The organism is Aliikangiella sp. G2MR2-5, from assembly GCF_015687155.1.
GTDB lineage: Bacteria > Pseudomonadota > Gammaproteobacteria > Enterobacterales > Kangiellaceae > Aliikangiella.
Window position 1 is genome coordinate 164579 of the sequence record NZ_JADPQF010000004.1, and the last position, 24628, is coordinate 189206.

Annotated in this window: 22 protein-coding genes; 15 read left to right on the forward strand and 7 right to left on the reverse strand. The window is 41.9% G+C overall.

Features of this window, described 5'->3' with window-relative positions; translation table 11 throughout:
- Positions 1–14: 14 nt before the first annotated feature.
- Both IYN84_RS13755 and IYN84_RS13760 read right to left on the reverse strand, forming a co-directional pair.
- A complete protein-coding gene (locus IYN84_RS13755) occupies positions 15–803 on the reverse strand; it encodes a LytTR family DNA-binding domain-containing protein (RefSeq protein ID WP_196139815.1) in 789 nt (262 codons plus the stop codon).
- A complete protein-coding gene (locus IYN84_RS13760; RefSeq protein WP_196139816.1) occupies positions 800–1894 on the reverse strand; it encodes a sensor histidine kinase in 1095 nt (364 codons plus the stop codon). The genes IYN84_RS13755 and IYN84_RS13760 overlap by 4 nt, the downstream gene beginning before the upstream one ends.
- Positions 1895–2099: 205 nt before the next feature.
- Between IYN84_RS13760 and glmU the strand changes: the two genes are divergently transcribed.
- The 6 genes from glmU to IYN84_RS13790 all read left to right on the forward strand — a co-directional run bounded on the left by glmU (position 2100) and on the right by IYN84_RS13790 (position 8889).
- Positions 2100–3476, forward strand: coding sequence for a bifunctional UDP-N-acetylglucosamine diphosphorylase/glucosamine-1-phosphate N-acetyltransferase GlmU (gene glmU, locus IYN84_RS13765; protein ID WP_196139817.1), 1377 nt, complete (start codon positions 2100–2102; stop codon positions 3474–3476).
- A 20-nt stretch (positions 3477–3496) separates the two neighbouring features.
- Positions 3497–5329 carry a glutamine--fructose-6-phosphate transaminase (isomerizing) gene (gene glmS / locus IYN84_RS13770; protein WP_196139818.1) on the forward strand — a complete coding sequence of 611 codons (1833 nt, stop codon included), beginning with the start codon at positions 3497–3499 and terminating at the stop codon, positions 5327–5329.
- 30 nt (positions 5330–5359) lie between these two features.
- On the forward strand, positions 5360–5974 hold the full coding sequence (locus IYN84_RS13775) for a thiol:disulfide interchange protein DsbA/DsbL (RefSeq protein ID WP_196139819.1): 615 nt from the start codon (positions 5360–5362) through the stop codon (positions 5972–5974).
- A gap of 248 nt (positions 5975–6222) precedes the next feature.
- Positions 6223–7014 (forward strand): DUF2884 family protein, encoded by a 792-nt coding sequence (locus tag IYN84_RS13780; RefSeq protein WP_196139820.1) that lies wholly within the window; start codon positions 6223–6225, stop codon positions 7012–7014.
- A 119-nt stretch (positions 7015–7133) separates the two neighbouring features.
- Positions 7134–7961 (forward strand): ion transporter, encoded by an 828-nt coding sequence (locus IYN84_RS13785; protein WP_196139821.1) that lies wholly within the window; start codon positions 7134–7136, stop codon positions 7959–7961.
- A gap of 22 nt (positions 7962–7983) precedes the next feature.
- A complete protein-coding gene (locus IYN84_RS13790; RefSeq protein WP_196139822.1) occupies positions 7984–8889 on the forward strand; it encodes a lysophospholipid acyltransferase family protein in 906 nt (301 codons plus the stop codon).
- A gap of 20 nt (positions 8890–8909) precedes the next feature.
- Here IYN84_RS13790 and IYN84_RS13795 read toward each other — a convergent pair whose 3' ends face one another.
- The 3 genes from IYN84_RS13795 to IYN84_RS13805 are packed head-to-tail and all read right to left on the reverse strand — an operon-like array spanning position 8910 to position 11598.
- Positions 8910–9377: a DUF494 family protein gene (locus IYN84_RS13795; RefSeq protein ID WP_196139823.1), complete on the reverse strand. Its 468-nt coding sequence runs from the start codon at positions 9375–9377 to the stop codon at positions 8910–8912.
- Positions 9378–9401: 24 nt separating this feature from the next.
- A complete protein-coding gene (gene dprA, locus IYN84_RS13800; protein WP_196139824.1) occupies positions 9402–10508 on the reverse strand; it encodes a DNA-processing protein DprA in 1107 nt (368 codons plus the stop codon).
- Between the two features lie 25 nt (positions 10509–10533).
- Complete coding sequence (locus IYN84_RS13805; RefSeq protein ID WP_196139825.1) at positions 10534–11598, reverse strand: LysM peptidoglycan-binding domain-containing protein; 1065 nt, start codon at positions 11596–11598, stop codon at positions 10534–10536.
- Between the two features lie 180 nt (positions 11599–11778).
- On the opposite strand from IYN84_RS13805, the gene def reads away from it, so the two are divergent.
- The 7 genes from def to IYN84_RS13840 all read left to right on the forward strand — a co-directional run bounded on the left by def (position 11779) and on the right by IYN84_RS13840 (position 19682).
- Positions 11779–12288, forward strand: a complete 510-nt coding sequence (def, locus tag IYN84_RS13810; protein ID WP_196139826.1) for a peptide deformylase — start codon at positions 11779–11781, stop codon at positions 12286–12288.
- 4 nt (positions 12289–12292) lie between these two features.
- Positions 12293–13249, forward strand: coding sequence for a methionyl-tRNA formyltransferase (gene fmt, locus IYN84_RS13815; RefSeq protein WP_196139827.1), 957 nt, complete (start codon positions 12293–12295; stop codon positions 13247–13249).
- 21 nt (positions 13250–13270) lie between these two features.
- A complete protein-coding gene (gene rsmB / locus IYN84_RS13820; RefSeq protein ID WP_196139828.1) occupies positions 13271–14590 on the forward strand; it encodes a 16S rRNA (cytosine(967)-C(5))-methyltransferase RsmB in 1320 nt (439 codons plus the stop codon).
- Between the two features lie 108 nt (positions 14591–14698).
- Positions 14699–16072, forward strand: a complete 1374-nt coding sequence (gene trkA / locus IYN84_RS13825; RefSeq protein ID WP_196139829.1) for a Trk system potassium transporter TrkA — start codon at positions 14699–14701, stop codon at positions 16070–16072.
- Between the two features lie 20 nt (positions 16073–16092).
- A complete protein-coding gene (locus tag IYN84_RS13830) occupies positions 16093–17541 on the forward strand; it encodes a TrkH family potassium uptake protein (protein WP_196139830.1) in 1449 nt (482 codons plus the stop codon).
- An 83-nt stretch (positions 17542–17624) separates the two neighbouring features.
- Positions 17625–17825, forward strand: a complete 201-nt coding sequence (locus IYN84_RS13835; RefSeq protein ID WP_196139831.1) for a DUF1289 domain-containing protein — start codon at positions 17625–17627, stop codon at positions 17823–17825.
- A 399-nt stretch (positions 17826–18224) separates the two neighbouring features.
- Positions 18225–19682, forward strand: coding sequence for a TrkH family potassium uptake protein (locus IYN84_RS13840; protein WP_196139832.1), 1458 nt, complete (start codon positions 18225–18227; stop codon positions 19680–19682).
- 8 nt (positions 19683–19690) lie between these two features.
- Here the strand turns inward: IYN84_RS13840 and IYN84_RS13845 are convergent, their stop codons facing one another.
- A complete protein-coding gene (locus IYN84_RS13845; RefSeq protein ID WP_196139833.1) occupies positions 19691–20182 on the reverse strand; it encodes an acyl-CoA thioesterase in 492 nt (163 codons plus the stop codon).
- Between the two features lie 206 nt (positions 20183–20388).
- On the reverse strand, positions 20389–22461 hold the full coding sequence (locus tag IYN84_RS13850) for a TonB-dependent receptor domain-containing protein (RefSeq protein WP_196139834.1): 2073 nt from the start codon (positions 22459–22461) through the stop codon (positions 20389–20391).
- Positions 22462–22673: 212 nt separating this feature from the next.
- On the opposite strand from IYN84_RS13850, the gene IYN84_RS21715 reads away from it, so the two are divergent.
- Both IYN84_RS21715 and IYN84_RS13860 read left to right on the forward strand, forming a co-directional pair.
- A complete protein-coding gene (locus tag IYN84_RS21715) occupies positions 22674–23960 on the forward strand; it encodes an ATP-binding protein (protein WP_196139835.1) in 1287 nt (428 codons plus the stop codon).
- A gap of 40 nt (positions 23961–24000) precedes the next feature.
- Positions 24001–24531 carry a response regulator transcription factor gene (locus IYN84_RS13860; RefSeq protein ID WP_196139836.1) on the forward strand — a complete coding sequence of 177 codons (531 nt, stop codon included), beginning with the start codon at positions 24001–24003 and terminating at the stop codon, positions 24529–24531.
- Positions 24532–24628: the final 97 nt, after the last annotated feature.

A 24628-nucleotide genomic window follows, 5' to 3' on the forward strand; every position in this document is an offset into this window, starting at 1 on the left:
CGGTGGGTTTTCTCCTACTCTATTCCCAATTTTTTCATTAATATATCTTTATAAGTCTGACTGACGTTTACTTTGTCGCCATTTATAAGAACAATGGCATAGTTACCTTCCGCCAATGTAAGAAATTCAGAAACAAGTGAAACTCGAACCAAGGCAGTTCGATGTACTCTAAGAAATATGTCAGCGCTTAGATGCTTTTGTAAAAAGCTTAAACTAACACGGTGTAATATATTTTGATCGTCAAGATGTAACTCGACATAATTACCGGCTGTTGAGATCCAGTTTATCTTTTCAACATCAATTAACTGTATCTTTCCTACTGACCTCACGATTAGCTTATCCAGCTTGGCGTTCTCATTTTTTGTTACTTGCTCTAGCTGATTTAATTGATTTGTTTGTGGATTAGTAATCGCAAGAAGTTCCTCTGCTTTCTTAATTGCTTTTGCAAACCTTTCGTCATCAAATGGTTTTAGTAGATAGTCAAGCGCACAGAGTTCGAATGCTTCAATAGCGTGATTATCAAAAGCAGTAACAAAAATTATTAGTGGTACTTTGTTAAATTTTTGTAGCTTGTTACACAGGGTTATACCATCGATTCCTGGCATTTTTATATCGAGAAATACAACGTCTGGTTGATAAACAGTTATTCCCTCGAGCGCTTGTTCTCCTTGGCTATATTCATCACATACTTCCCAGTTAGCATATTGCTTTAGACTAAAGCGAATAGTTTTTCTGGCTAGAGATTCATCATCGACTATTATTGCTTTTATTTTGTTTGTTTGACTGTTTAATGAACTCATCATTTGTTATCTTTGCCTTCTATGGGAATAGTCAGCTCAACGGTATAGTGTTGTGTTGATTCTAAAATATTCATTACAACTGGAGACTGGTAGAGAATATTTAAACGATCTTTTAAATTTTTTAGCCCTATACCTAGCGTACCTTTGTTTTTACTGATTTTATCGTGTGTATTTTGGATAAACAGGTTAAGCTGTTTATGTCGATCCGAAATCTTGATAGTGAGCTCCATCGTTTTACCTGATTCTTCAAGGCCATGTCGAATTGCATTTTCTACAAAAATCTGCAGTAAAAAAGGTGGACATTCGTGATTTTGGTTTTTTCTTTCATCCTTTATAGTTACCTGGAGCTTGTCTTCAAAGCGAAGCCTTTGTAGTGCCACGTAATCACGTACAAAAGAAAGTTCGTCATCCAGTGTCACGAAAAGGTGATCACTGGCGCTGACTGCATATCTTAACAGATCACTTAGTTGGCGAATGGCTTTTAATGCATTTCCCGACTCTTCAATGCGAATCAGACCGGCGATTGAATTCAGCGCATTGAATAGGAAGTGTGGTTCCAGCTGAGTTTGCAATGATTTCATTTGCAGCTCTTTCAACTGAAGTTCAAGCTGGATGTTGTCCTGCTTAGCAGAGATAGCTTCGAGCTTATTAGTTTGGGAACGACGATAAAAAATAATAGACACGCAACTTCCAAATACTACGCCAAATAGCAGCAGTTGATAAGTCCAGTACCAGGCTGGAAGCTCCAGATACTGTTGTATAAAAGATTTCTCCGACTGGGGTCTGCCAACAATAGAGCTAAGGGTGTCAAATGCCATTGCTATGGGTAGCCAAATTACTACGAAGCACAAAGAGATCACTAATAATGACTGGTCATTTTTTTTTGCTCTTTCCACCAACCAGAAAAAAACTGGTGTTATTAACATCCAGGGGCCAAAACTGGTGAAATAGCTTGCTATCCTTAATGCTATATTGACTTCCCTGCCTGCTCGGCTTGAGTCTAATATCGAGGCTAGAATACTGATGCTAATAAAAGCTGTCCATATAGCGAAGTTGGCAAATAGCGCACGTAAGTAAAATGAGTCAGGTTTCATACAGATAATTGATAGTGACGATTACTCTAGCATACCCAATAGTTGCGCAAGAAAAAATATGCCTTATCACAGCAAAGCGGCATTTGAACAACTTCTTGCTAAAATCGGGGAAAATACCCTATATAGCAAGGTACAAAAGGTTTTCATTGCGCTTTGAACTGCGTAAAATAGCAGCTTCGCGTTAAATAGACGGAAAGAAAACAGGATGGATACTCAGGTTATTATTCTTGCTGCAGGGAAAGGTAGCAGGATGAAGTCAAAATTGCCCAAGGTTTTACACAAGTTGTCTGGAAAGGCCTTGGTTCAGCATGTTATTGATAACTGTCAGTCAATGGGCGCCAAGCACTGTCACTTAGTTGTTGGCCATGGCGCAGAGATGGTTAAATCGGGAGTTAGCGGTGAAGCTGTTGAACTTTCGTTTGTAGAGCAGACTGAGCAGTTAGGTACCGGGCATGCTGTAAAAATGGCGATCGATGGGTTGAAACCCGATACACCTACACTGATTCTTTACGGTGATGTACCTCTTACCCACCATGATACCTTGTCGCAGCTTGTAGATGTACATTTGGCTGATCCAAAAGGTATCGCATTAATGACCTGCATTTTGGATGACCCTACCGGCTATGGTCGAATTACCCGTTCTGAGTCGGGCTCTGTAACTGGAATTGTAGAGCATAAAGACGCAAGTGATGAGCAAAGACTAATTAACGAAGTTAATACCGGTATTTTATGCTGTAATTCAACCCAGCTAATTCAATGGGTTAACCAGCTAAATAATGATAACGCTCAGGGTGAGTATTACCTCACTGATATAATTGCGATGTGTGTTAATGAGGGTAATCATATTACTACGGCCCAGCCGACTCACCTGTATGAAGTAGAAGGTATCAACACTTTGCGCCAGTTAGCAGAGTTGGAGCGAGTTTGGCAATTGGAGATGGCCGGGCAGCTAATGGATGGCGGTGTGACCCTAATCGATCCGACTCGATTTGATCTACGCGGACAACTATCTTGCGATTCTGATGTTGTTATTGACGTTAACTGTGTTATTGAAGGGCGCGTGGTATTACATGAGGGTGCACAGATAGGTCCGAATGTTTATCTAAAAGACTGTACCATTGGTAAAGATGCTGTTATCAAGGCCAATAGTGTGATTGAAGGAGCTATTGTGGGAGCCAGGTCTAGCGCAGGTCCTTTTGCTCGTTTACGCCCAGGCACCGAACTGAAAGAAGATGCTCATATAGGCAATTTTGTTGAGATCAAAAAGTCGACTATTGGTAATGGTTCAAAAGCTGGACACCTCTCCTATATCGGTGATGCTGAGATAGGGGAAAAAGTGAATATTGGAGCTGGCACTATAACCTGCAATTATGATGGAGCGAATAAACACAAAACCATTATTGATGACGGTGCTTTTATTGGATCAGATACGCAATTGGTCGCGCCTGTTAAGGTAGGTAAAAATGTGACGGTTGGTGCTGGCACTACGGTAACAAGTGATGTTGATGATGATGCCCTGGTGATTAGTCGGGTTAAGCAGAAGCAAATCAGTGGCTGGCAACGGCCAACCAAGAATAAATAATTGATACGGAGATACATTCCATGTGTGGCATTGTAGGCGCAGTTGCGCAAAGGGATATTGCAGAAATCCTTGTTGAAGGTTTAAGAAGACTAGAATATCGAGGTTATGACTCGGCTGGTTTAGCAGTGATTTCAAATAATCAAATTAATCGAGTACGGCGAGTTGGAAAGGTTGCTGAACTCAGCAAGGCTTTAGAGTCTAATCCCGTTGATGGCTCAATTGGTATTGCTCATACCCGTTGGGCGACTCATGGCGAGCCTACAGAGTCCAACGCTCATCCTCACTTTTCTAACGACAAAATTGCTATTGTTCATAATGGCATTATTGAAAACTACGAAGAGTTAAGAGAAGAGCTTAAGTCGCAGGGCTATGTATTCACTTCTGAAACAGACACCGAAGTCATGGCTCATCTGATTGAGAGAGAGCGTAAAACTTCAGACAGCCTTTTAAACGCAGTTCTCAAAGCTACAAAATTGCTACATGGTGCTTACGGCACCGTAGTTATGGAAGTTGATAGCCCTGAGACTCTGGTTGTTGCTCGATCTGGCAGTCCGCTAGTTCTTGGCCAGGGTATCGGTGAAATGTTTATTGCATCAGATCAGTTGGCGTTATTGCCTGTAACACGTCGTTTTATGTTCTTAGAAGAAGGTGAAGTTGCTGAGGTTACTCGCCGCGAAGTAAAAATACTTAGCCCTGAGGGTACACCTGTTGAGCGTGACTTTGAAGAAACTTCAGTTCAACACGATGCTGGAGATAAGGGGCAGTATCGTCATTATATGATGAAAGAGATACATGAGCAGCCTTCTTCAATTACCAGCACGCTAGAGGGACGTCTGGCTGCTGACTCGGTTATCGTCGAGTCATTTGGCAACAAAGCACCAGAGTTATTGGCTAAAGCTGAATCGGTTCAAATTATCGCTTGTGGTACAAGCTACCATGCCGCTATGGTTGCTAAATACTGGATCGAGTCCATGGTGGGAATTCCTTGCCAGGTTGAAATTGCGAGTGAATATCGTTACAGAAAAACTGTTGTTGTTCCTAACTCCTTATTCATCAGTATTTCCCAGTCCGGTGAAACAGCTGATACTTTAGCCGCGCTACGAATCGCTAAAGAGCAAGGGTTTATGGCTAGCTTAACCATTTGTAATGTCCCTGGGTCCTCTCTGGTAAGAGAGTCCGATATGGCATTTATGACTCGAGCGGGTGCCGAAATTGGTGTTGCTTCAACTAAGGCGTTTACCACGCAGCTCACAGGTTTATTGATGCTGGCAACTGCGCTTGCACAAGTGAAGCAAACTCTTTCCGCTGAAGAAATTAGTAAGATTGTTGATGAATTAAGAGCACTACCTGCAGATATTAATGACGCTTTGGTTATGGATAAAACTATCGAGCAGGTAGCCGAGGAGTTCAACGAAAAAGAACACTGCCTGTTTTTGGGACGTGGTGAACAGTATCCTATTGCGATGGAAGGAGCTTTAAAGCTTAAGGAAATATCCTATATCCATGCTGAGGCATATGCTGCGGGTGAGCTAAAACATGGTCCTCTGGCCTTAATCGATCAGGATATGCCAGTGGTAGTGGTGGCACCAAATAATGAACTCATCGAAAAATTGAAGTCCAATATGGAAGAAGTTCGGGCTCGCGGCGGTCAGTTATATGTGTTTGCTGATGAAGCGAGTGAGATTAGTGAAAATAGCGGACTGAAAATTATTCATTGTTCAGCCAAGGGTCAGTATGTTGCCCCTATTATTTTTACTATCCCGCTTCAACTCTTATCCTATCATGTGGCGGTTATCCGAGGTACCGATGTAGACCAACCCAGAAACCTGGCTAAATCGGTAACAGTAGAGTAGCGCCGGTTAATAAATTTTTCAGAGGTTAGAATGAAACAAATAAAACTAAAGTCATTGATGATAAGTGCTGCAATAGCGCTCTCTCCGTTTACGTTTGCTGCAAGTCAGTTTGAACAAGGAACTCATTATGACGTTATTGCACCTCAGGTAAAAACTGAACCTGTTGTAGAAGAGTTCTTTAATTATGCTTGTGGTGCTTGCTTTGCCATTGAGAAATTTAGTCAGGAATTCAAAGAAAAACACCCAAACATTAAATTCAAGTACGTTCCTGTCGAATTGAGGCCAGCTTGGAAAATTTATGTTAAAGCCTATTTTATTGGTGAAAAGTTAGGTGTTCTCGACAAAAGTCACAGCAAGCTATTTGATCGTATCCACGTCGATAAAAAGTACTTTAAAGATGAAGACGATATGAAAGCTTTTTTCATAGAGCTGGGAGTCACAGAAGCTGATTATGACAAAGTTGCAGATTCCTACTGGGTTAAAACTCAAATGCGCCAAGCGAAACAGTATTCCTTTAAAGCCAAGGTTTCGAGTACACCTTCGTTTGTCGTTAACAAACGGTATAAAATTAATCGTACTGAAATGAGTACACAGCAGTTAGAAGACTCCATGGTAGAGCTGTCAACCGGAGCTGGTTCTAACTGATTCTATTCATAATTATGTTAAAAACCCGGCAAGGCCGGGTTTTTTTGTAAGTAGTGTCTGGAGAGCTTATTGCGACCAGGCAATTCTGAAACAAACTGTTACATACACCTTTGATGTATTACCCAACTATTTTGTCGAGTCGAACGACTATTGATAATAGTGCCTTGAACCGTAGAGCCTGAACTTAAGCAACTGTGCAAGGTTTTACGGATTATTTCGAGGGCCGGTTCTTATTTAGGAGGAAAGCAATGAAAAATACCCTAGTCGCCTTGGCAATATGGAGTGCAAGTAGCCTTGTACAGGCACATACCGAAGCGTGTCATTTTTCGACAGATTACAATGTCGATATTAATGAGGAAGAAATCGTATTTTCAAAACCCGATGGCGACCGCTTTCGATTTGTCGAAAACGCTCTGTTTATTAATGGAGATAAAGTAGCTTTGACTGAAGCGCAGTCTGAAGCCAGTAGACAATTGCAACAAAACACCAGAAAAATGGTTCCCAAGATTGCCAGGATTGCAGTGGAAGGTGCTGAGCTGGGCATTAAGGCTTCAACAATGGTTTTGACTAGCTTATTCGGTGATGATGAGCAAATACAACAGGATTTGATCAAACCAATAGAAGCTATCAGCCAGAAAATTCAGACCAATATCAATGAAACCCACATCAATACCGCAGAGCTTGAAAAAGTATTGGAAGATGCATTTGATGATGAGTTTGAACAGCTAATAGAGCAAGCTGCCACCAAATACTCAGGGAAAATTGTTGGTAATGTTATTTCGGCTATATTTTCGGGTGATGAAGAAGAGCTTGCTGATTTCGAGTTTCGCATGGAAACATTAGAACACGAAGTAGAGAAATACGTCGAAGAAAACGCAGCTGAGCTTGAAGTGCAGGCAGAGTCTCTTTGTGGAGAAATGGCTTCTCTAGATAAGTTTGACAACCTATTGGAAGGAGTTTCAGGTTACCCTGAAGGTGGACTTATTAATACTGATGGTGATGGAGTGAATGTTAATAGCTTGACGTGGAACCATAAATAAACCCGCAGTTTATTCATTCTCCAGACTTCACAAAAGGTAGCGGTTGCTGCCTTTTTTTTGCTCATTTAAGAGATTTTTATTATTATCGCGTCTGCGTAATTACCACTAATGACAAGAACATGAAGATTTTCTGGGATCAATTTTTAGCTCGACTCGAAAAAGTTAACGAAAGCAAAGTTTTTCAAACATTAGTTATCATTGTGATTATTGCTTCGGCTCTATCTATAGGCGCGAAAACCCATCAATTGCCCTCCGAAGTAAATAATATTCTAGAAATAGGTGACAATCTGATAACTATATTTTTTGCGTTGGAAATCATGATTCGCTTTCTCGCAACGAATAGCTTTAAGAAGTTTTTTACCAGTGGCTGGAATATCTTTGACACCTTAATTGTTATTGGTAGCCTTATTCCACAAGGCGGTTCGGGGGTCTTGTTGGCTCGTTTATTAAGGGTTTTCAGAGTGTTACGGCTTGTATCAATTATTCCTGAACTCAGGGTTTTGATAAATGCTCTGCTTAAAGCTATCCCCAGAATGGGGTATATTGCGCTGTTGATGTTTGTCATTTTCTATATTTATGGCGCCGTTGGAAGTATCTTGTTCCATAATATCAATGAGACATTGTGGGGAGATGTCTCTATCTCTATGCTAACCTTGTTTCGAGTGGCTACTTTCGAAGACTGGACCGACGTAATGTATGAAACCATGACGGTTTTTCCACTGAGTTGGCTTTTCTATATTTCTTTCATCTTTCTGACTGCTTTCATATTCCTTAATATGATGGTAGGAACTATTCTGGAAGTGATGAGTGAAGAGCACGAAAGACACAGAGCTGAGCAGCATGGAGAAACTGCTGAAGGAGGAGAGCCTGCCAGTCGAGCTCAAATCGAAGCACTACAAACAGAGTTAGCAGAAATCAAAGCTATGCTTGTTAAAAATGCGGGTTGAGCTTTCAATATGAGAAGTAACATTGACTGAAAATATTAAAAAAAGCAGTAGTAAGGGGCGTTTGGCGGTAGGACTGATTTATGTGCTTCATTGGCTTCCCGGATTTTTGGTTAATAGCATTTCACGCTTTCTGGCAATCCAGGGACTACGCAAGAGTCGAAGAAACGCGCGAGTTGTTCAAAGAAATCTTGAGCTATGCTTTCCTGAGCTAGCTGATGAACAGGTTGCAAGTCTGGCAGAAAGGAGCTTGGAAGAAAATTCGCTGTTGGTTAAAGAGTTTGCGCATGCCTGGCTGGGAAACAGAGCTTCAATAGAGAAGAAAATTATCGGCGTGAATGGCCGAAATATTTTGGAGCAACCTGCCACGAATAAAAAGCCGGTTATTATCGCGGTTCCCCACCTTGGGAACTGGGAGTATTTCTGGCAGTGGTTGCAATTCAATTATTCCGCCGTAGGTATGTATAGCCCGGCAGAATACCCTGAACTTGATAATCTGATTCTTAATGCCAGAGAAAGGTTCGGTGGTCAGGTTTTTGCGACCGATAGCAAAGGTCTTATGGGATTGATGAAAGCTTTGAAACGTGGTGGCGTCATGATGATTTTGCCGGATCAGGTACCCAAAGCTGGTGCTGGAAACTACGCTCCATTTTTTGGTCAGTCGGCGTTCACAATGACTCTTTTACATAAGTTTCTCAACAAGACCGGTGCACAGCTTCTTTTTGGGGCTGCTATTCGAGAACAGGTCAGTGGAAGGTTTTTCATTGATTTAAAAGAAGCCAGGTTCGATTATCAGGGATTGGATGCCAACGAGTTCAATCAACAAATGAATATGCAACTGGAAGATATGATTCGCCAGTATCCGCAACAATATCAGTGGGACTATAAAAGGTTTAAGAGTCAGGCTGATGGTACAAATTTTTATCAGTAAGAGCTGCTACTAGCTATATTCTAATGAAAGCAGGCATCCATGTTTTCCAGCCAAACGGCTGCGCCTTGTCTGCCCGGAAGGTTAAACAGAACCATCATGACGACCCACTTTAGTTGATCTAAATCTACTGGTTGTTCAATTTCAAGTGCCAGAACCCTGTCGACGACAGCTTCTCGGCTATGTGGATCCAGAACCCCTACTTGCTCAAGGAAATATAGAAAACCTCGGCAATCAGCAGACAGATAGTGCTCTTCATAGGGGTGATAGACTCGGGTACTAATCAGCGAAGAAGGCAAGGGAGCAAAGTTTTCTGAGCTAGTTTCAACCAGTCCATCTAGCCAGCTCAATGCAGAATTAATTTCAAAGCTTTTGAATCCGACCTCTTCGAGTTCATCAACTAGTTGTTGTGCCTTTTCTACAGGTACAAACTCATCGTCTTGAAATCGTTCGAATATATAAAGCAGTACATCAAGTACTCCTGCTTTCATTTATCTTCCCCAGAAAATGATGAATTATTGGCGGATAAAACCACCTGCGCTGTTTATAACCCAGCCTTGTAATTCTAGTAACAGTAGTTTATTGGTGACGACATCGACTGTCAATTGGCTTCGGCTGACAATTGTGTCCAGGGTGGTTACATCGTAATCAATGAACTTAAGAAATGCTGCATCTTCTTTTGACAGGTTTCTAGCTTGAGCTTCAGACAAGTTTGGGGGCTTCTTTCCTTTGTATATACAGGGAAGATCTTCGAGTATGTCTTCTACACACTCGGTTAATTTAGCCCCCTGTTTAATTAGCTTATGACAACCCTTTGCCAGAGGGTTTAGGATTGATCCGGGCACGGCAAATACTTCTCTGCTTTCATCGAGAGAGTACTGAGCGGTAATCAAAGTGCCACTTTTTTCAGCTGCTTCCACTACAAGAGTTCCCAGGCTTAAGCCGGCAATTATGCGGTTACGTTGGGGAAAGCTTCCTTTATCATAGCTTTCCCCCGGAAGACGCTCACTGAGGATTAAGCCTCGTTCGGCAATTTGGTGGGCAAGCTCTCTGTGTCGGCAAGGATATATTCTATCCGGGCCAGTTCCCATCACAGCAATAGTGCTACCAGCTGCTTGTAGTGCACTGCGGTGGGCCTCCCCGTCAATGCCGAGAGCTAGCCCACTGGTAATCGTTATTCCTGAATTTATCAGGCCTTGACTTAGGTGCTGTGTGTTCATTACTCCCTGAGGTGAAGGCGTGCGTGAGCCGACAACCGCTATTTGCGGGGTTGCAAGCAATTCGAGGTTTCCGATAGCGAATAGTAAAGCAGGAGGATTATGGATCTGTGCCAGAAGTGGTGGATAAAACGGTGAGTTATAGCAAATCAAATGGTTGGCTGGGTTTTGTAGCCATTCTATGACGGGAGAAAGTTTTCTGAAATCAAACCTAGTGATTTGTTCAGCGAGTGTAGTTTTTAACCCGGCGCTTACTAACTTTGAATGTGGCTGTCGAACTACCGACTGTGCTGTTTTGAAAAGAGTGAGGAGCTTAAGGATAGTGGCATTACCAATACCCTTAATCGATTTAAGAGCAAGTAAACACTGCTCTTCTGAGATGCTGTCAATTTGCGTTCCTTGCAAATCACGTCCTTTTAGGCTGAAAGTTTTAGAGTGGTGTTTTAACCTTGTCGAATTTATGAATAGCACGTTCGGCTTTTAAAACCAGACCCAGGCTTACTTTTTCAAAAGTTCGAAAGATCATCAAGCGTCCTGCATATTCATCCGGCAATGTTACTACCTCAGATAACACATCTCCGGTTTCACTATTGTCATTTCTCTCTTCTGCGATTTCATCTTCCATTGTAATACCGCGCTGGTAGATCGACAAAACGTGGCCAATCTCCATTCCTTCACGCTCCCCACGGTTAATTACAACTATGTGATATTGACCGATTTGTTCTACACCACCATAAACTGAAATGATTTGACCATCCTCAAAGTTATCAGGTGCGTGTGGAAAATATAAAGGACGCAATTGCTCTTCATTAGTTGGTATTGCAAGATCGCCTTTGCGGACCTCAGTGACCGACTTTTTCAGGCGCATTACAGTCGGATCACCATGTTGTTCTTTCAACCCTTCAGCCACATGTATTGCCTCTATTCCTAATAGCTCCTGAGTATTGGGATCAATATAGGGGTTGCCTTCCCGGAAAAAAGTGAACTTAACATCGGCTTCATTTTTTACGCCGCGAACGTAAACTTTATTGTTTTCAGCTGCAAGAACTCTCCCACTATCGCTGCCGACAATATAGGCCGCATTATCCAGCTCTTCCTTGGATACTACCTGAGCAGAAGTCAAAAAAGGAGAAATTGCATCTAAAGGGATAGTGGAGATCGCAGAGTCGGCAGAAAGCTCTCTGGCTTTGGGACGAAGCTTTATGGTGCCGTTGGGCATCATATTTTTGGTAATTCGAGGTTGCCCATCGATGTAGACAAGAGCGATAATATCACCTGGAAAAATAAGGTGTGGATTTTCGACCTGGTTATTTACGTGCCATATTTCCGGCCATAACCAAGGGCTTTTGAGAAACATTTCAGAGATATCCCATAATGTATCGCCAGGTTGTACGATATGAAATTCTGGATGGTCATCTCTTAATTCGGCCGCGCTAGTAAACCAGGCGGAAAAGCTCAGAAGCGCTGAAAAAAGGCCAATGGTGATTTTTTTCATTGTGCTATCCCTTATTTTTTCGGGCGATTTTACATTTTTTGCCCTGTTTAGCTCATTTTAGCCTAAAATCAGGCAAAAAGACCAGTTTGTTAAAATGGTGTGCTTGGAATAAATTTTCCAGTATGATCATTATCTTAGCAGTATAACTTACGAAATTACTAGAACTTACGTCACAGACTTATGCCAACCTTAGAAATTCTAGAGTACCCAGATCCTCGATTGAGAACAAAAGCTCAGCCAATTACTGATTTTGGCCAAGATCTCCAGCAGCAAATTGATAACATGTTTGAAACCATGTATGAAGCCCCAGGAATAGGGCTGGCCGCTACCCAGGTCGATATCCATAAGCAGTTGTTTGTTATTGATATTTCAGAAGAAAAAGATGAACCTCTGGTATTTATCAATCCAGAAATCACAGAAAAACGTGGTGTTGAGGTGATGGAAGAAGGATGTTTATCATTTCCTGGTGTCTACGCCAAGGTTGAGAGAGCTGATGAAGTGACCATTCAGGCTCTGGATCGACATGGGGAAAGCTTTACGATGGATGCGGACGGGCTGCTGGCTGTGTGTATTCAGCATGAGCTGGATCATATTCAGGGCAAACTGTTTGTCGACTATCTATCCCCTCTCAAACGGCAGCGAATTAAGAAAAAGCTCGAAAAAGAACATCGGGCTAAAAACCGCGACTAGCTTTATGACAAAAAAGAATCTAAAAATTATTTTTGCCGGAACGCCTGATTTTGCCGCCGCGGCGCTGCAAGCAATTATTGATGCTGGTCATCAGGTTTGTGCTGTCTATTGTCAGCCAGATAGGCCTTCAGGGCGAGGCAAAAAGCTCATTGCAGGCCCGGTTAAAAACCTGGCTCTCGAACATAATATTCCTGTGGAACAGCCGCAAAATTTCAAATCCGAAAGTGACCTGGCCAAACTAGCCAGTTACCAGGCTGATTTGATGGTTGTTGTTGCTTATGGATTACTCCTGCCAAAAGCTGTTTTGAATATACCGCGTTATGGATGTGTCAATATTCATGGATCTTTATTGCCTCGTTGGCGTGGAGCCGCTCCAATTCAACGAGCTATTGAAGCTGGTGATAGTCAGTCTGGAATTACAATAATGCAGATGGATGAAGGGCTAGATACGGGTAATATGTTACTCAAGGTCCCCTGTGGTATTGAAGTATCGGAAACTGGGAGTTCATTGCATGATAAGCTGGCTACTCTCGGAGGACTGGCTATTACTCACTACCTGGCAGAGTTCGATCCGCAAGCCAGCGGTGAAAAGCAGGATGATGCTCTTGCCAACTACGCATCAAAATTGAGCAAACAGGAGGCCTCGATCGACTGGAATCAGCCTGCTCTGGCGATTGAGAGAAAAGTTCGCGCTTTTAACGCCTGGCCTGTGTGCTACACAGCGGTTGATGGAAACCGAATTCGTGTGTGGGAAGTTGAGGTGAGTAATGAGAAAGCTTCTGAACGGCCAGGAACAGTGACCGGCTATTCTAAGAAAGGAATCGAAGTCGTTTGCGGTGATCAGACTGTCATTTTATTAACTAAAATACAACCTGATGGTGGTAAGGCGATGGACGCTGCTGCGCTTCTTAATTCAAAAAGTCAGTGGTTTGAAGGTAAGCCAGTGCTTACTTCAGCTTAATAGATCCAGGCTTGAATATTTATGAGTGAGGCTAGACTCAAAGCACTAAACTGGTTAGTGGCCGTTGAAAATGGACGTTCAGTTAATGAAATACTGGCAACTGAAAATAGTCCCCTGCCCCCGCAACAAACGGCCCAAGCTAAACAGCTCCTGTTTGGGTCGTTACGCTATTATCACCGGCTAAATACTATCCTGGATAATTTACTTGCAAAACCACTAAAAGCGAAAGACTCAGATCTCAAGGTTTTGCTTATTATGGGCCTTTATCAACTGGATTTTATGTCGACGCCTGACCATGCCGCGATTTCAGAGTCAGTTGAGTTAACTCGGACTCTGGGTAAGCCTTGGGCGAGCAAACTGGTTAACGGTGTATTAAGAAGTTACCAAAGAGAGAAGTTGTCCCTGACTAAGCGGTTGGAAAAAGCCGTTCAATATCGATTTAGTCATCCTGGTTGGATTGTAAAGCGATTAAAAACCGACTGGCCAGAGGTGTTTGAAGAGATCCTGTCCGAAAATAACAGGCAGGCACCTATGACTATTCGGGTCAATACGCTTAAAAATAATCTTGATGACTATCTGTTATTACTCGAATCCAATGAAATTAAAGCCAAAAAGCATCCCTTGGCGAAAGATGGATTAGTACTTGAAAAGGCCGTCGGTGTTGCTCAGCTACCTGGTTTTGAGCAAGGTAAAGTTACTGTTCAGGATGCAGCACCTCAGTTGGTTGTTGATATGTTACAGCTGGAAACCGCTAAAAATGTGGTTGATGGTTGCGCCGCTCCAGGTGGAAAAACGACTCATATGCTACAACGAAATCCGCATGTAAAGTTGGTAGCGGTAGAACTCTCCTCTACGCGAGCGGAAAAAATTCAACAGACGTTTGAAAGAATGGGGATCTACTGTGAGTTAGTTTGCGAAGACTTTGTCCAGGTAGAAAAGTGGGCTGAAAATAGAAAATTTGACAGAATCCTGTTGGATGTTCCCTGCTCTGCCAGCGGAGTAATTCGCAGAAACCCTGATATCAAGATTCACCGAAAATCTGAAGACGTCAAAGCTCTGATTGAAATCCAGCGAAAAATACTTGAAAAAGGATGGGAATTACTTGAGCCTGGTGGAATATTGCTTTACGCGACTTGCTCTGTTTTTAAGGCTGAAAATGAGCAGCAAATAGCGACTTTTTTGAAACAGAATTCTGCTGATGTACTTCCCATACCATTAGCCTGGGAAGGAAAGCTAAATAATCCGGCTTCCATTGGCTGTCAGATATTACCAGGAGAGCTTGAAATGGATGGATTTTATCTGTGCGCGCTTCAAAAGCCTGCATCGTGGCTAGAGAGCTGAATTCTATCTTGAAAAGCGCCATAATTGGGGAAATTTGAAATATTTAGGTGTATGGTAAACAAGCAATCGTTATAGCCAACGAAGAAAAGAGCAAATAGCTGGAAAATCATGAAAATAATAATTTTGGGCGCAGGACAGGTGGGCGGTACTTTGGCCATCAGTCTGGCAGGTGAAGATAATGATATTACCTTGGTCGATATCAACCCTAAGAAACTTCGTGCTTTGCAGGATCACCTGGATCTTCGTACGATAGTAGGTTACGGCGCTCATCCACATATTCTACGACAGGCAGGCGCAGAAGACGCAGATATGGTGATTGCGGTAACTAATAGTGATGAAACCAATATGATTGCCTGCCAGGTTGCTTACTCTATTTTCAATACACCTACTAAAATAGCGCGAGTAAGAAGTGTAGAGTATCTTAAGGAAAAGAAGCTTTTTGACTCAAAAAACCTGCCTGTGGATGTAGTAATTAGTCCTGAACAACTCGTGGTTAAATATATTCGTCGTTTGGTAGAAAATCCTGGCGCATTACAGGTTGTTGATTTTGCAGATGGTCTGGTCAGGCTGGTGGCCGTACGTGCTTATTATGGCGGCCTTTTGGTTGGGAATGCGCTCTCTGCACTGAAAGATCACATGCCCAATATAGAAACTCGTGTTGCTGCCATTTTTCGCCGAGGCAAAGCGATTATGCCTACCGGTGATACCGTAATAGAAGCTGATGATGAAGTCTTTTTTATTGCGGCAAGTCACCATATTCGACAGGTTATGGGAGAGTTACAAAAGCTCGAAAATCCGTACAAAAGGATTATGATCGCTGGTGGAGGCAATATTGGAAAAGGATTAGCCAAATCTTTGGAAGAGAACTATCACGTCAAGCTTATCGAGTTTGATCCAAAGAAAACTCACGCAATCAGTGACGAACTTGAGCACACGATTGTTCTCCAGGGAGATGCAAGTAATCAGGAGCTTTTGCTGGATGAAAATATTGATCATATGGATGTTTTCATTGCCGTGACCAATAAAGATGAAGCCAATATTATGTCTGCGATGCTTGCCAAGAAATTGGGGGTTCGCAAAACAATGGTGTTAATTAATCGTCCTGCGTATGTTGATCTATTGCAAGGGAATGAAATAGATATAGCGGTTTCTCCACAACATACAACAACAAGTAGTCTATTGACTCATATTCGTCGAGGAGACGTTGCCAATGTTTACACCTTGAGACGTGGTGCTGCAGAGGCGATGGAAGCGGTTGCGCACGGAACTGAAGATACATCCAAAGTTGTCGGAAGAGCGATTGGTGAAATTGAGCTACCCAGAGGAACCACGATTGCGGCGATTGTTAGAGATAAAAAGGTTATTATTGCTCACCATAATATCGTGATCCAAAGTAATGATCATGTCATCCTGTTTTTGGTTGATAAAAAATATGTACGGGATGTAGAGCAAATATTCCAGGTCGATTTGACCTTCTTTTAGTACTGCAATAAGAAACCAATATGCAGATTCAATTGATTATCAGAGTTCTCGGTATTCTCCTGATTATTTTCAGCGCTACCATGTTGCCTCCGCTGATGATTGCGGCGATTTATGGTGATGGCGGTGGTAAAGCTTTCTTTGCAGGTTTTTTTATCAGCCTGATTACAGGACTGATGCTTTTTGTCCCTCGTAAAAGTTTACGCGGCGAGTTGAGAATTCGGGATGGATTCCTGATCGTTGTTCTTTTCTGGACGGTATTGAGTTTATTTGGTGCTATCCCTCTTTATGCTTCGGACATTAAGGGGTTTTCCTTTGCCGATGCTGTTTTTGAATCCTTTTCTGGGCTTACGACCACTGGCGCTACTGTTATACAAGGACTCGATCATCTATCGCACTCGGTTCTTTTCTACCGACAACAACTTCAATGGTTAGGTGGTATGGGGATTATCGTATTAGCGGTTGCCATATTGCCGATGCTGGGTGTTGGAGGGATGCAGCTTTATCGAGCAGAAACGCCTGGTCCGGTTAAAGATTCTAAGTTGACACCTCGTATTGCGGGAACTGCTAAAGCACTTTGGTATATCTATTTGGGGCTGACCGTCGCCTGCACACTTGCTTATTGGTGGGCAGGAATGTCTTTGTTTGATGCCGTTAGCCATAGCTTTTCGACTGTAGCTATTGGAGGGTTTTCTACTCACGATGCAAGTATTGGATGGTTTGACAATGCGCAGATAGAAATAATTTGCATTGTTTTTATGTTTATCAGTGGAATCAACTTTTCTTTACACTTTGCTGCAGTAAGAGGATTAACTATACACCCTTATAGTCGCGATCCCGAGTTTCGCCTGTATTTCTCAGTATTGATGTTTGTGACCTTGTTGGCGACTTTGATTTTGGTTGTGCACGAACACTATGGATTTTCGCAAGCATTTCGTGATGCCGCGTTTCACGCTGTATCGATCGCGACTACAACCGGCTTTGCCACGCAGAATTTTTCGGAGTGGCCCCTGTTCTTACCCGTCCTTCTTCTTTTTGCAAGTTTTATCGGAGGTTGTGCCGGTTCTACCGGTGGCGGAATGAAAGTAATCCGATTTTTACTTCTATTTAAGCAAGGTGCGAGAGAGATTAAAAAGCTCATTCATCCTAGTGCGATTTTTAAAATTCGGGTTGGTGGTAACTCACTTTCTGAAAATATTATCGAAGCAGTATGGGGGTTTTTCGCAACCTATGTTGCACTATTTTTTATTTTTATGCTGATCTTAATGGCCGACGGGTTAGATCAGGTGACCGCATTTTCAGCTGTGGCTGCCTGCATGAATAATCTGGGGCCAGGTTTGGGAGAAGTTGCACAAAACTATTCTTCTTTGAGTGATTTGTCGAAATGGATTCTATCGATAGCAATGCTGTTTGGTCGATTGGAAATATTTACTTTGATGGTGTTATTTACTCGAGATTTTTGGCGAAGTTAGAAGTCTCTTGTGCTGAAAATAAGCAATCAAGCGAGCTTAGTGGTAGAATAGGAATTCTTATTTCTTTAGGCGTAAGTTGAAATATGAATTTTGATGATCCTAACTTTGTTCAATCACCATGTATTAGCCAGTGTTGTCTAAATGAAGATGATATTTGCGTAGGCTGTTTCAGACATATCGACGAAATTACTGGTTGGCACGGAGCAACTAACGAGGAAAGGAAAAAAATAATTCAGACATGTAAGCTGCGAAAAATTGAAAATGACAAAAAGTTTAATGGTTGAATCAATTTTAAACTACTTACTATGTGCTATACTTATCAAGTTGTTTTATGTTAGTTGGGTTTAAATGAAAACAAGGCTCTTACTATTATTATCGTTAAGTTTTTTATTGCTTAATGTTTTAGGTAATAGTCCCTTTTATTCTTCCTACAACCCCTTCGAAGTTGAAGAAACTCGACTTGCTATCTGTGACGATAATCCTCCTGAGACAAATGAGCCCTCTAATTTGGATTTTGTCCACTTTATACAAGCTTTGAATTTAAGTTTAAAGATCTATATTGAGACAAATTTTCTGTTCTCATCATCGGCCTATTTTTCTCTAATCAACTACTCTCACTCGGAACGATCCCCTCCCTCTCTCCAATGATACTTTGATGTTTAGTATTTTTATTGGAGAAAAAAATGTTTCGAAAACGTTTTGTCTTTTTCGTGGGCCTGGTGCTTTCGATTTTTAGCTGTAGTTTTTTGCCTCCCATCATTATTTCCAAAGCAACTGAAGATGGACAGTCTTTGGCATTTGAACTGGCATTTATAGTAACTCTGGCTATTGGCTTATTCATGTGGCTTCCAAGTCGAAGGCTTGATATGGAAATCAAGTTTAGGGAAAGCTTTGTAATGGTTACGTTTATTTGGTTTTTCATTGGGTTAACTGGTGCAATTCCTTTTGTGGAAATACTTCATCTAAGCTTGGTAGATGCCGTATTTGAGACATTGTCAGGGCTTTCTACTGCCGGAAGTACCGTTTTGAGCGGTCTAGATGAGATGCCAAAATCACTACTATTCTACCGCCAGGAATTGCAGTGGATTGGAGGAATGGGGATTATCGTGTTGGTTGTTGCTGTTCTTCCTTTACTAAATGTAGGAGGAATGAAATTATTTAAAGCCGAGACACCTGGACCTATGAAGGATGAAAAGCTTTCTCCTAGAATCTTACATACCGCACAATATCTTTGGGTTATCTATTTAGGACTTACAATCGCTTGCTCATTAAGCTTCTATCTGGCTGGTATGTCACTATTCGATGCGGTTTGTCATGCAATGACTGCGGTATCCACCGGAGGCTTTTCTACCCATGATGCCAGTATCGGCTATTTTGATAGCTTCACCATTGAGTTATTAGCTTCAGTGTTTATGTTGTTAGGGGCGATTAACTTCGCGCTTCATTTCTCTGTACTTAATAAACTATCTTTGGAAGACTACATTCACGATGAAGAAACCAAAACTTTTATCATTCTGGTTCTTATTCTCGTTGTTATTACTGCGACAACCTTGTTTATTAGTGGATATAGCCAAACATTATCACAGTCCTTTCGACTTGCATTTTTTGAAGTAATAACAATCATAACCAGTACTGGATACGGAATAGATGATTTTTCAAATTGGCCGACTTTTCTACCTGCCATGCTGATCTTTTGTAGCTTTCTGGGAGGATGCTCTGGTTCGACTGCGGGTGGAATTAAAATTGTCAGAATAAAAATTTGGTTAAGTGAAATAGGACTACAGTTGTATCGTCTGGTCCACCCAAAAGCTATCCAAAACTTACGCTACAATGGTCAGATAGTTTCAAACGATGTACTTAATTCCATACGTGCTTTCTTTACACTGTACGCATTGACGGCGGCAGCCTATACACTGGCAATGATCGCTACGGGGCTAGACTTCAATTCAGCTTTTGGTGCTGTGGCCGCTTGTCTTAATGTTCTCGGGCCCGGGCTTGGGAAAACGGCGAGTAGTTTTGCAGAGGTTAGCGATACCGGAAAATGGCTTATGTCGTCAGCGATGATTGCCGGGCGCTTAGAAATTTTTACTGTAATTGTATTACTCTCACCAAGTTACTGGAGAGAGTTACAAGTTGCCTAGTTGAGAGGTTAAGGTGTTGTATCGAGTTGTCCAAATTCAACCTCTCTTTGCTTGGCACTTTGTTTGATAATGAGAGCCATTTGATGAGCTTCTTTATCCTCTTGTGTTAGTTCAAGCTCAGGGACCTGGGTTGGGTGTCGCTGATAATCAAAGGCGACAAAAGTTAAAAAAGCGCTTACACATTTAAGCAGTCCGCCTTTTTGATCATCTCGATAAACATCACATTTAACAATCATTGAAGTATTACCAACGGCAACGACTTTAGCGGTCGTTTTTATATTGTCACCCACCATTATCGGTTTGGCAAAATGTACCGCTTCAACGGTGACAGTTGATACTTGATTCTCACTGAAACGTTTTGCTGCCATGGCTGCGGTAGTATCCATTATCGCTAACACATCACCACCGAACATATTACCTGCAGGGTTGGCCTGATTAGGAAACACCAAATTCCAGTTAACCATTTCTTCAGCTTTTTTAACTCTTCTTTGTTCGCTCATCGCTCGCCCTAGAATGCAAAATGATAGTTTAAGTTTAGCGTCAAACGTCTGATAGTTAAAATAGATAAGTGATATGTCTATAAAAGGAAATTGTTATACCTTTACCGTTTCCAGAAATGATTGTAAGTAAAAATAGCTAGTTAATACTTTTTATAGAGAGTAAACATTTGTTCGAGCTAAAAAAGCCCACGCTACGTGGGCGTTTTTTATAACTCTTTCAGGACAGAAAACCAGAAATGTCTCCCCGGTTCATTGACTCGAATTGCTTCAGGATTAAAGGGATCCATATTCGCACGGCTTACATGGTAGGAGAAAGTTTTATCGAACAGATTGTTGATACCCGCCGATAGTTGCCAATCTGAACTAAGGCTATAGCGAAACTTGAAATCAATCACCGTCCAGCTATCAGATTTTCCTGCATCGAGCATGCTACCCTGCATCATATTGTCATCGACCTCATCTTGCTTCATAGCAAACCTTAAATCAATCCAGTAAGCCCATTTTTCACTTTCATTGCTTACCTGAAGTAATCCTTCTACAGGGGGGATTTGATACAATGGATAACTGTCGCTGTCTCTTTTACCTTTGACATATGCAACGTTGCCGTAGAAGTTCCAGGAGTGAGCAAATGATTTCTGAATTGCATATTCAAATCCCGACAGAGTAGCATCTGTATTGCGGTATACCGTTGCCATATCCGTAGCGATAATGTCAGGCAAATCCCCCATACTGGCACGATCTCGTAAAATAAAGTTGCTGACTTGATCATGATATACTGACAATTCATGCCAACCATTATCAAATCTCCATTTAACACCAAGCTCTAGCTGATTGTGTCTTTCCGGCTTAATGCCGGGATTACCCACCCAACGCATCATTGCCATGTTGTTGGCTGCACCCAAGTATCGTTCAGTGGCATCTGCAGTTCTTACAGTAGAGTTGACTCCTAGCCAATAGAGTGAGCTGTTCGTTTTATGAAAGTAGCGAGAGAATGCGCTAACATTATCTTCACTACTGTTCGAAGGTGTATTTGAATAATAGTTTTGATACAGCGACTGGCCGGCATCGGTTTGCAAAGCCGGAGAGTTTGCTGAAACATGATCGTAACGAATACCCGATTTAATGCGATTGTTATCGTCGAAAAGATACTCTGCTTCTAAAGCTATGCCTTTGATATCAAGTTCATTTTGCGGCCAAATTCGCGCTTGTAAAATTGAAGGCGTGCCCATCATACTCATATATCTTTCAGCATGACGATCAACATTCTGCCAGTCAAAGCTCGTTTGCCAGGTAATATTTTTATTTGCATTTTGCCAACGTCTCAGCCATTTTAACCCAGAGGTTTTTGAGTAGGAATCTGTTAACATACGCATTGATGCTGTTTGCTCCCGCAAACTAAAGTTGTCCATTACATGATGTGCTTCATTAAAATAAAGCTGATACTCGGTGTAATTATTAGAGTTTTGATCTCCGTCCAGATACATTAATTGGATTGCATCCATATCTGTTTTGGGTCCATCCATCATGGTGCCGGCAAAAAGTGCATCCGCACCTCGGTTTGCCATAAAAGAAATGCGCCACTCTACATCCTGGTTTGGGGTATATCCTGCAATCAGGGTATTCGTTCTAGTATTGAATGCTGTACGAGTAAGCTTGCCTTCACCATCCTCATAGCTCTTTTGATCGAGTAGTTGACTAATTAGCCTGAGGTACCCTTTTTCGTTTCCTGTGGCCAAATCAGTACCAAGTTTATAGTAATCCGGTGAATAAGCGACCATCAGCTTTCCCTCTATTTCGTTTTCTCCTAATAGCGGGCTATAGCGCTTGAAATTTATCGTTCCTGCAGGACCGCCTGAACCAAAAATCAAAGACTCAACACCTTTAATAATTTGTACCTCATCCCAGCCGAAGGGTTCAGTGTAGGAGCCGGGTGAATCCATTCTATTGGGCCCTGCCCCGTGAAGAAATGCGCCTTGCTGTAATAAATTAAGTCGTGTTTGGCTTTGTCCGCGTAATACTGGATCGATGCCATGGCCGCCAGCTCTTATTGCGGAAAAACCAGGAAAACGAATCAGGAGATCACCGGCATCGGTGATGACCTGGTTATCATACTCGTCAAGTTGTTCGCTCAAGCCTTCAATGCTTTGTTGAATCGGAGAGCCAGTAATGACCAGTGTACGACTCTCATCAATTGTTGCATCGTCAGCGTAAATATAACTACTGGAGAGAAGGATTGATGTGGCAACGATAAATTTTTTAAATTGAAATGTGTTTATCATGATTACTACACTTATTTTGAAAATGGGAGCTAATTACTAAAATCAGTCAAAGCCGGGTAATTGGTTGCATGGTAATATTCAAAGAGGCGCGATTCTATGCGACTAATTGTCGCACCCACTCGCTTTTTGTTCGGTGTTAGAATGTGAAACCCTTACAATAAATGTTTACCAAAGGCGTGAACTACGCGGGATAGAAAAGAGAGTAATTAAAAGTGATCCCTGTTTTTCATATGGCAAAGGCCGATTCAAATCTGTCTTATCTGGCGATTCTAAATCGCATTCGATTGATCGCGATCAATGGCCAAATTCTGATGATTCTTGCAGCCAACTGGCTATTACAGATTCGTTTACCGTTGGACTGGTTGATTTTACTTATCGGCGTTGAAATTTTGTTTCAGAGCTATGCATTTTGGCGATGTAAGCAAGGAGGCAATTTTTCTTCGACCTTGTTGATGATGCACCTGTTATTCGACTCGCTAATCTTAACGGGACTGATCTTTTTCACAGGAGGAGCTAACAACCCATTTATTTATCTTCTTCTCCTTTTTCTTGCGCTGGCAACTTTTATGTTAAGTCAGAAAGAGTTGATTTTGGTAAGCATTAGTCAACTTGCGCTTTACTCTTTTCTGAATCTTTATCAGAGACCGCTAGAGCTTGGCGATGCCAGCCCATTGAATTCCTTTCACTTACACTTGGCCGGGATGTGGGTTAACTTTTTTTTGACTGTAATATTGATTGCTTTTTTTGGTTTGTTGGCTCGACAGGTGTTTCTTCTGCAAGAAAAGAAGATTAGAGAGCTTCATGAAAGACAGCTTCGTGATGAGCAACTTTTGAATTTGGGCATAATGTCTGCCGGCGCAGCACATGAACTGGGAACGCCAATGTCGACAATGGCTGTTGTTGTCGATGATCTACAGCATAGCGATATTGGCATCGAGTTTAAGGATGATCTTAAGATTATCGCAGACCAAATAAACGCTTGTCGTCAAATTATTCAGTCTCTGGCAGAAAAAAGTCGGACTGTTAAAAACCAGGAGACGATTACTCAAGGATTACCAGGAGATTTTAAACAACAACTCAGTAAAACTTTGGAGCAATGGTTAGTGTACCGACCCAGAATGCAGCTTATTCAAAGCTGGGACGCAGCTATTGATAGTGTCGCTAAAGGTCTTTCGGTAACGCTGCAGCAAGCTATAACTAACCTATTGGATAATGCTGCTGATGCAAGTTTGCTTAATGGCAGCGACCAGATTCGGGTTGAATGCTACTTGAATGAAACATGGGTTTTTATTGATATAAAAGATAACGGACTGGGAATCGGAGAGCTGAAGCAGCAAACATTAGGTAGCGCGCCAACTTTAAGTGATAAAAAGCAGCGTTTGGGATGGGGATTATTCTTGTCAAACGCCAGTATAGAGAGAGCGGGCGGACAAGTGCATTTGATGAGCCAGCAAGCAGGTGGTACTTTGACCCGAATCCAGCTTCCTCTTATGCCCTAAAGCAAGAAAAAATATCAAGCTTTTTAATAAGGAGCTATTGATGTCCCTTGAATTTATTTTAATCGATGATGACGCTACTTTTCGTCAGGTGATGGCTCGTAGTTTGTCACGGATGGAATATAAAGTTGAGGCTTTTGAGCACCCTGAAGTTGCTAGCGAATCCATTTACAAAGCTAAAGCACCGTATGTGATTCTGGATCTCAAGCTGGAAGGAGATTCTGGTTTAAGGTATGTAAAGTCAATCAAATTAGCTAACGCAAATTGTCGAATAATACTGCTTACAGGGTATGCCAGCATTTCAACTGCGGTGGAAGCAATTAAATTGGGAGCAGATGACTATCTGACCAAACCCATTACCGCCAGAGAGTTGATTGCACATATTGAATCACCTGTTGAAGGCGAAGAAACCCCAATCGAGGACAAACCTATGTCGATCGATAGACTGGAATGGGAACATATTCACAAAGTCTTATCCGAATACGGCGGAAATATCTCGGCAACCGCAAGAGCATTGGGGATGCACCGTAGAACGCTGCAACGTAAGTTAGCAAAGCGCCCGAAGCAAAGTTAGATATCTGAAAATTAGAGTGCTCTCTCCTTTTTTGAAGCAAAAATGGTTAAAAACAGCAGGCTCCACTAAGCTTAACTTAATAAGCTTAATTGGCGGA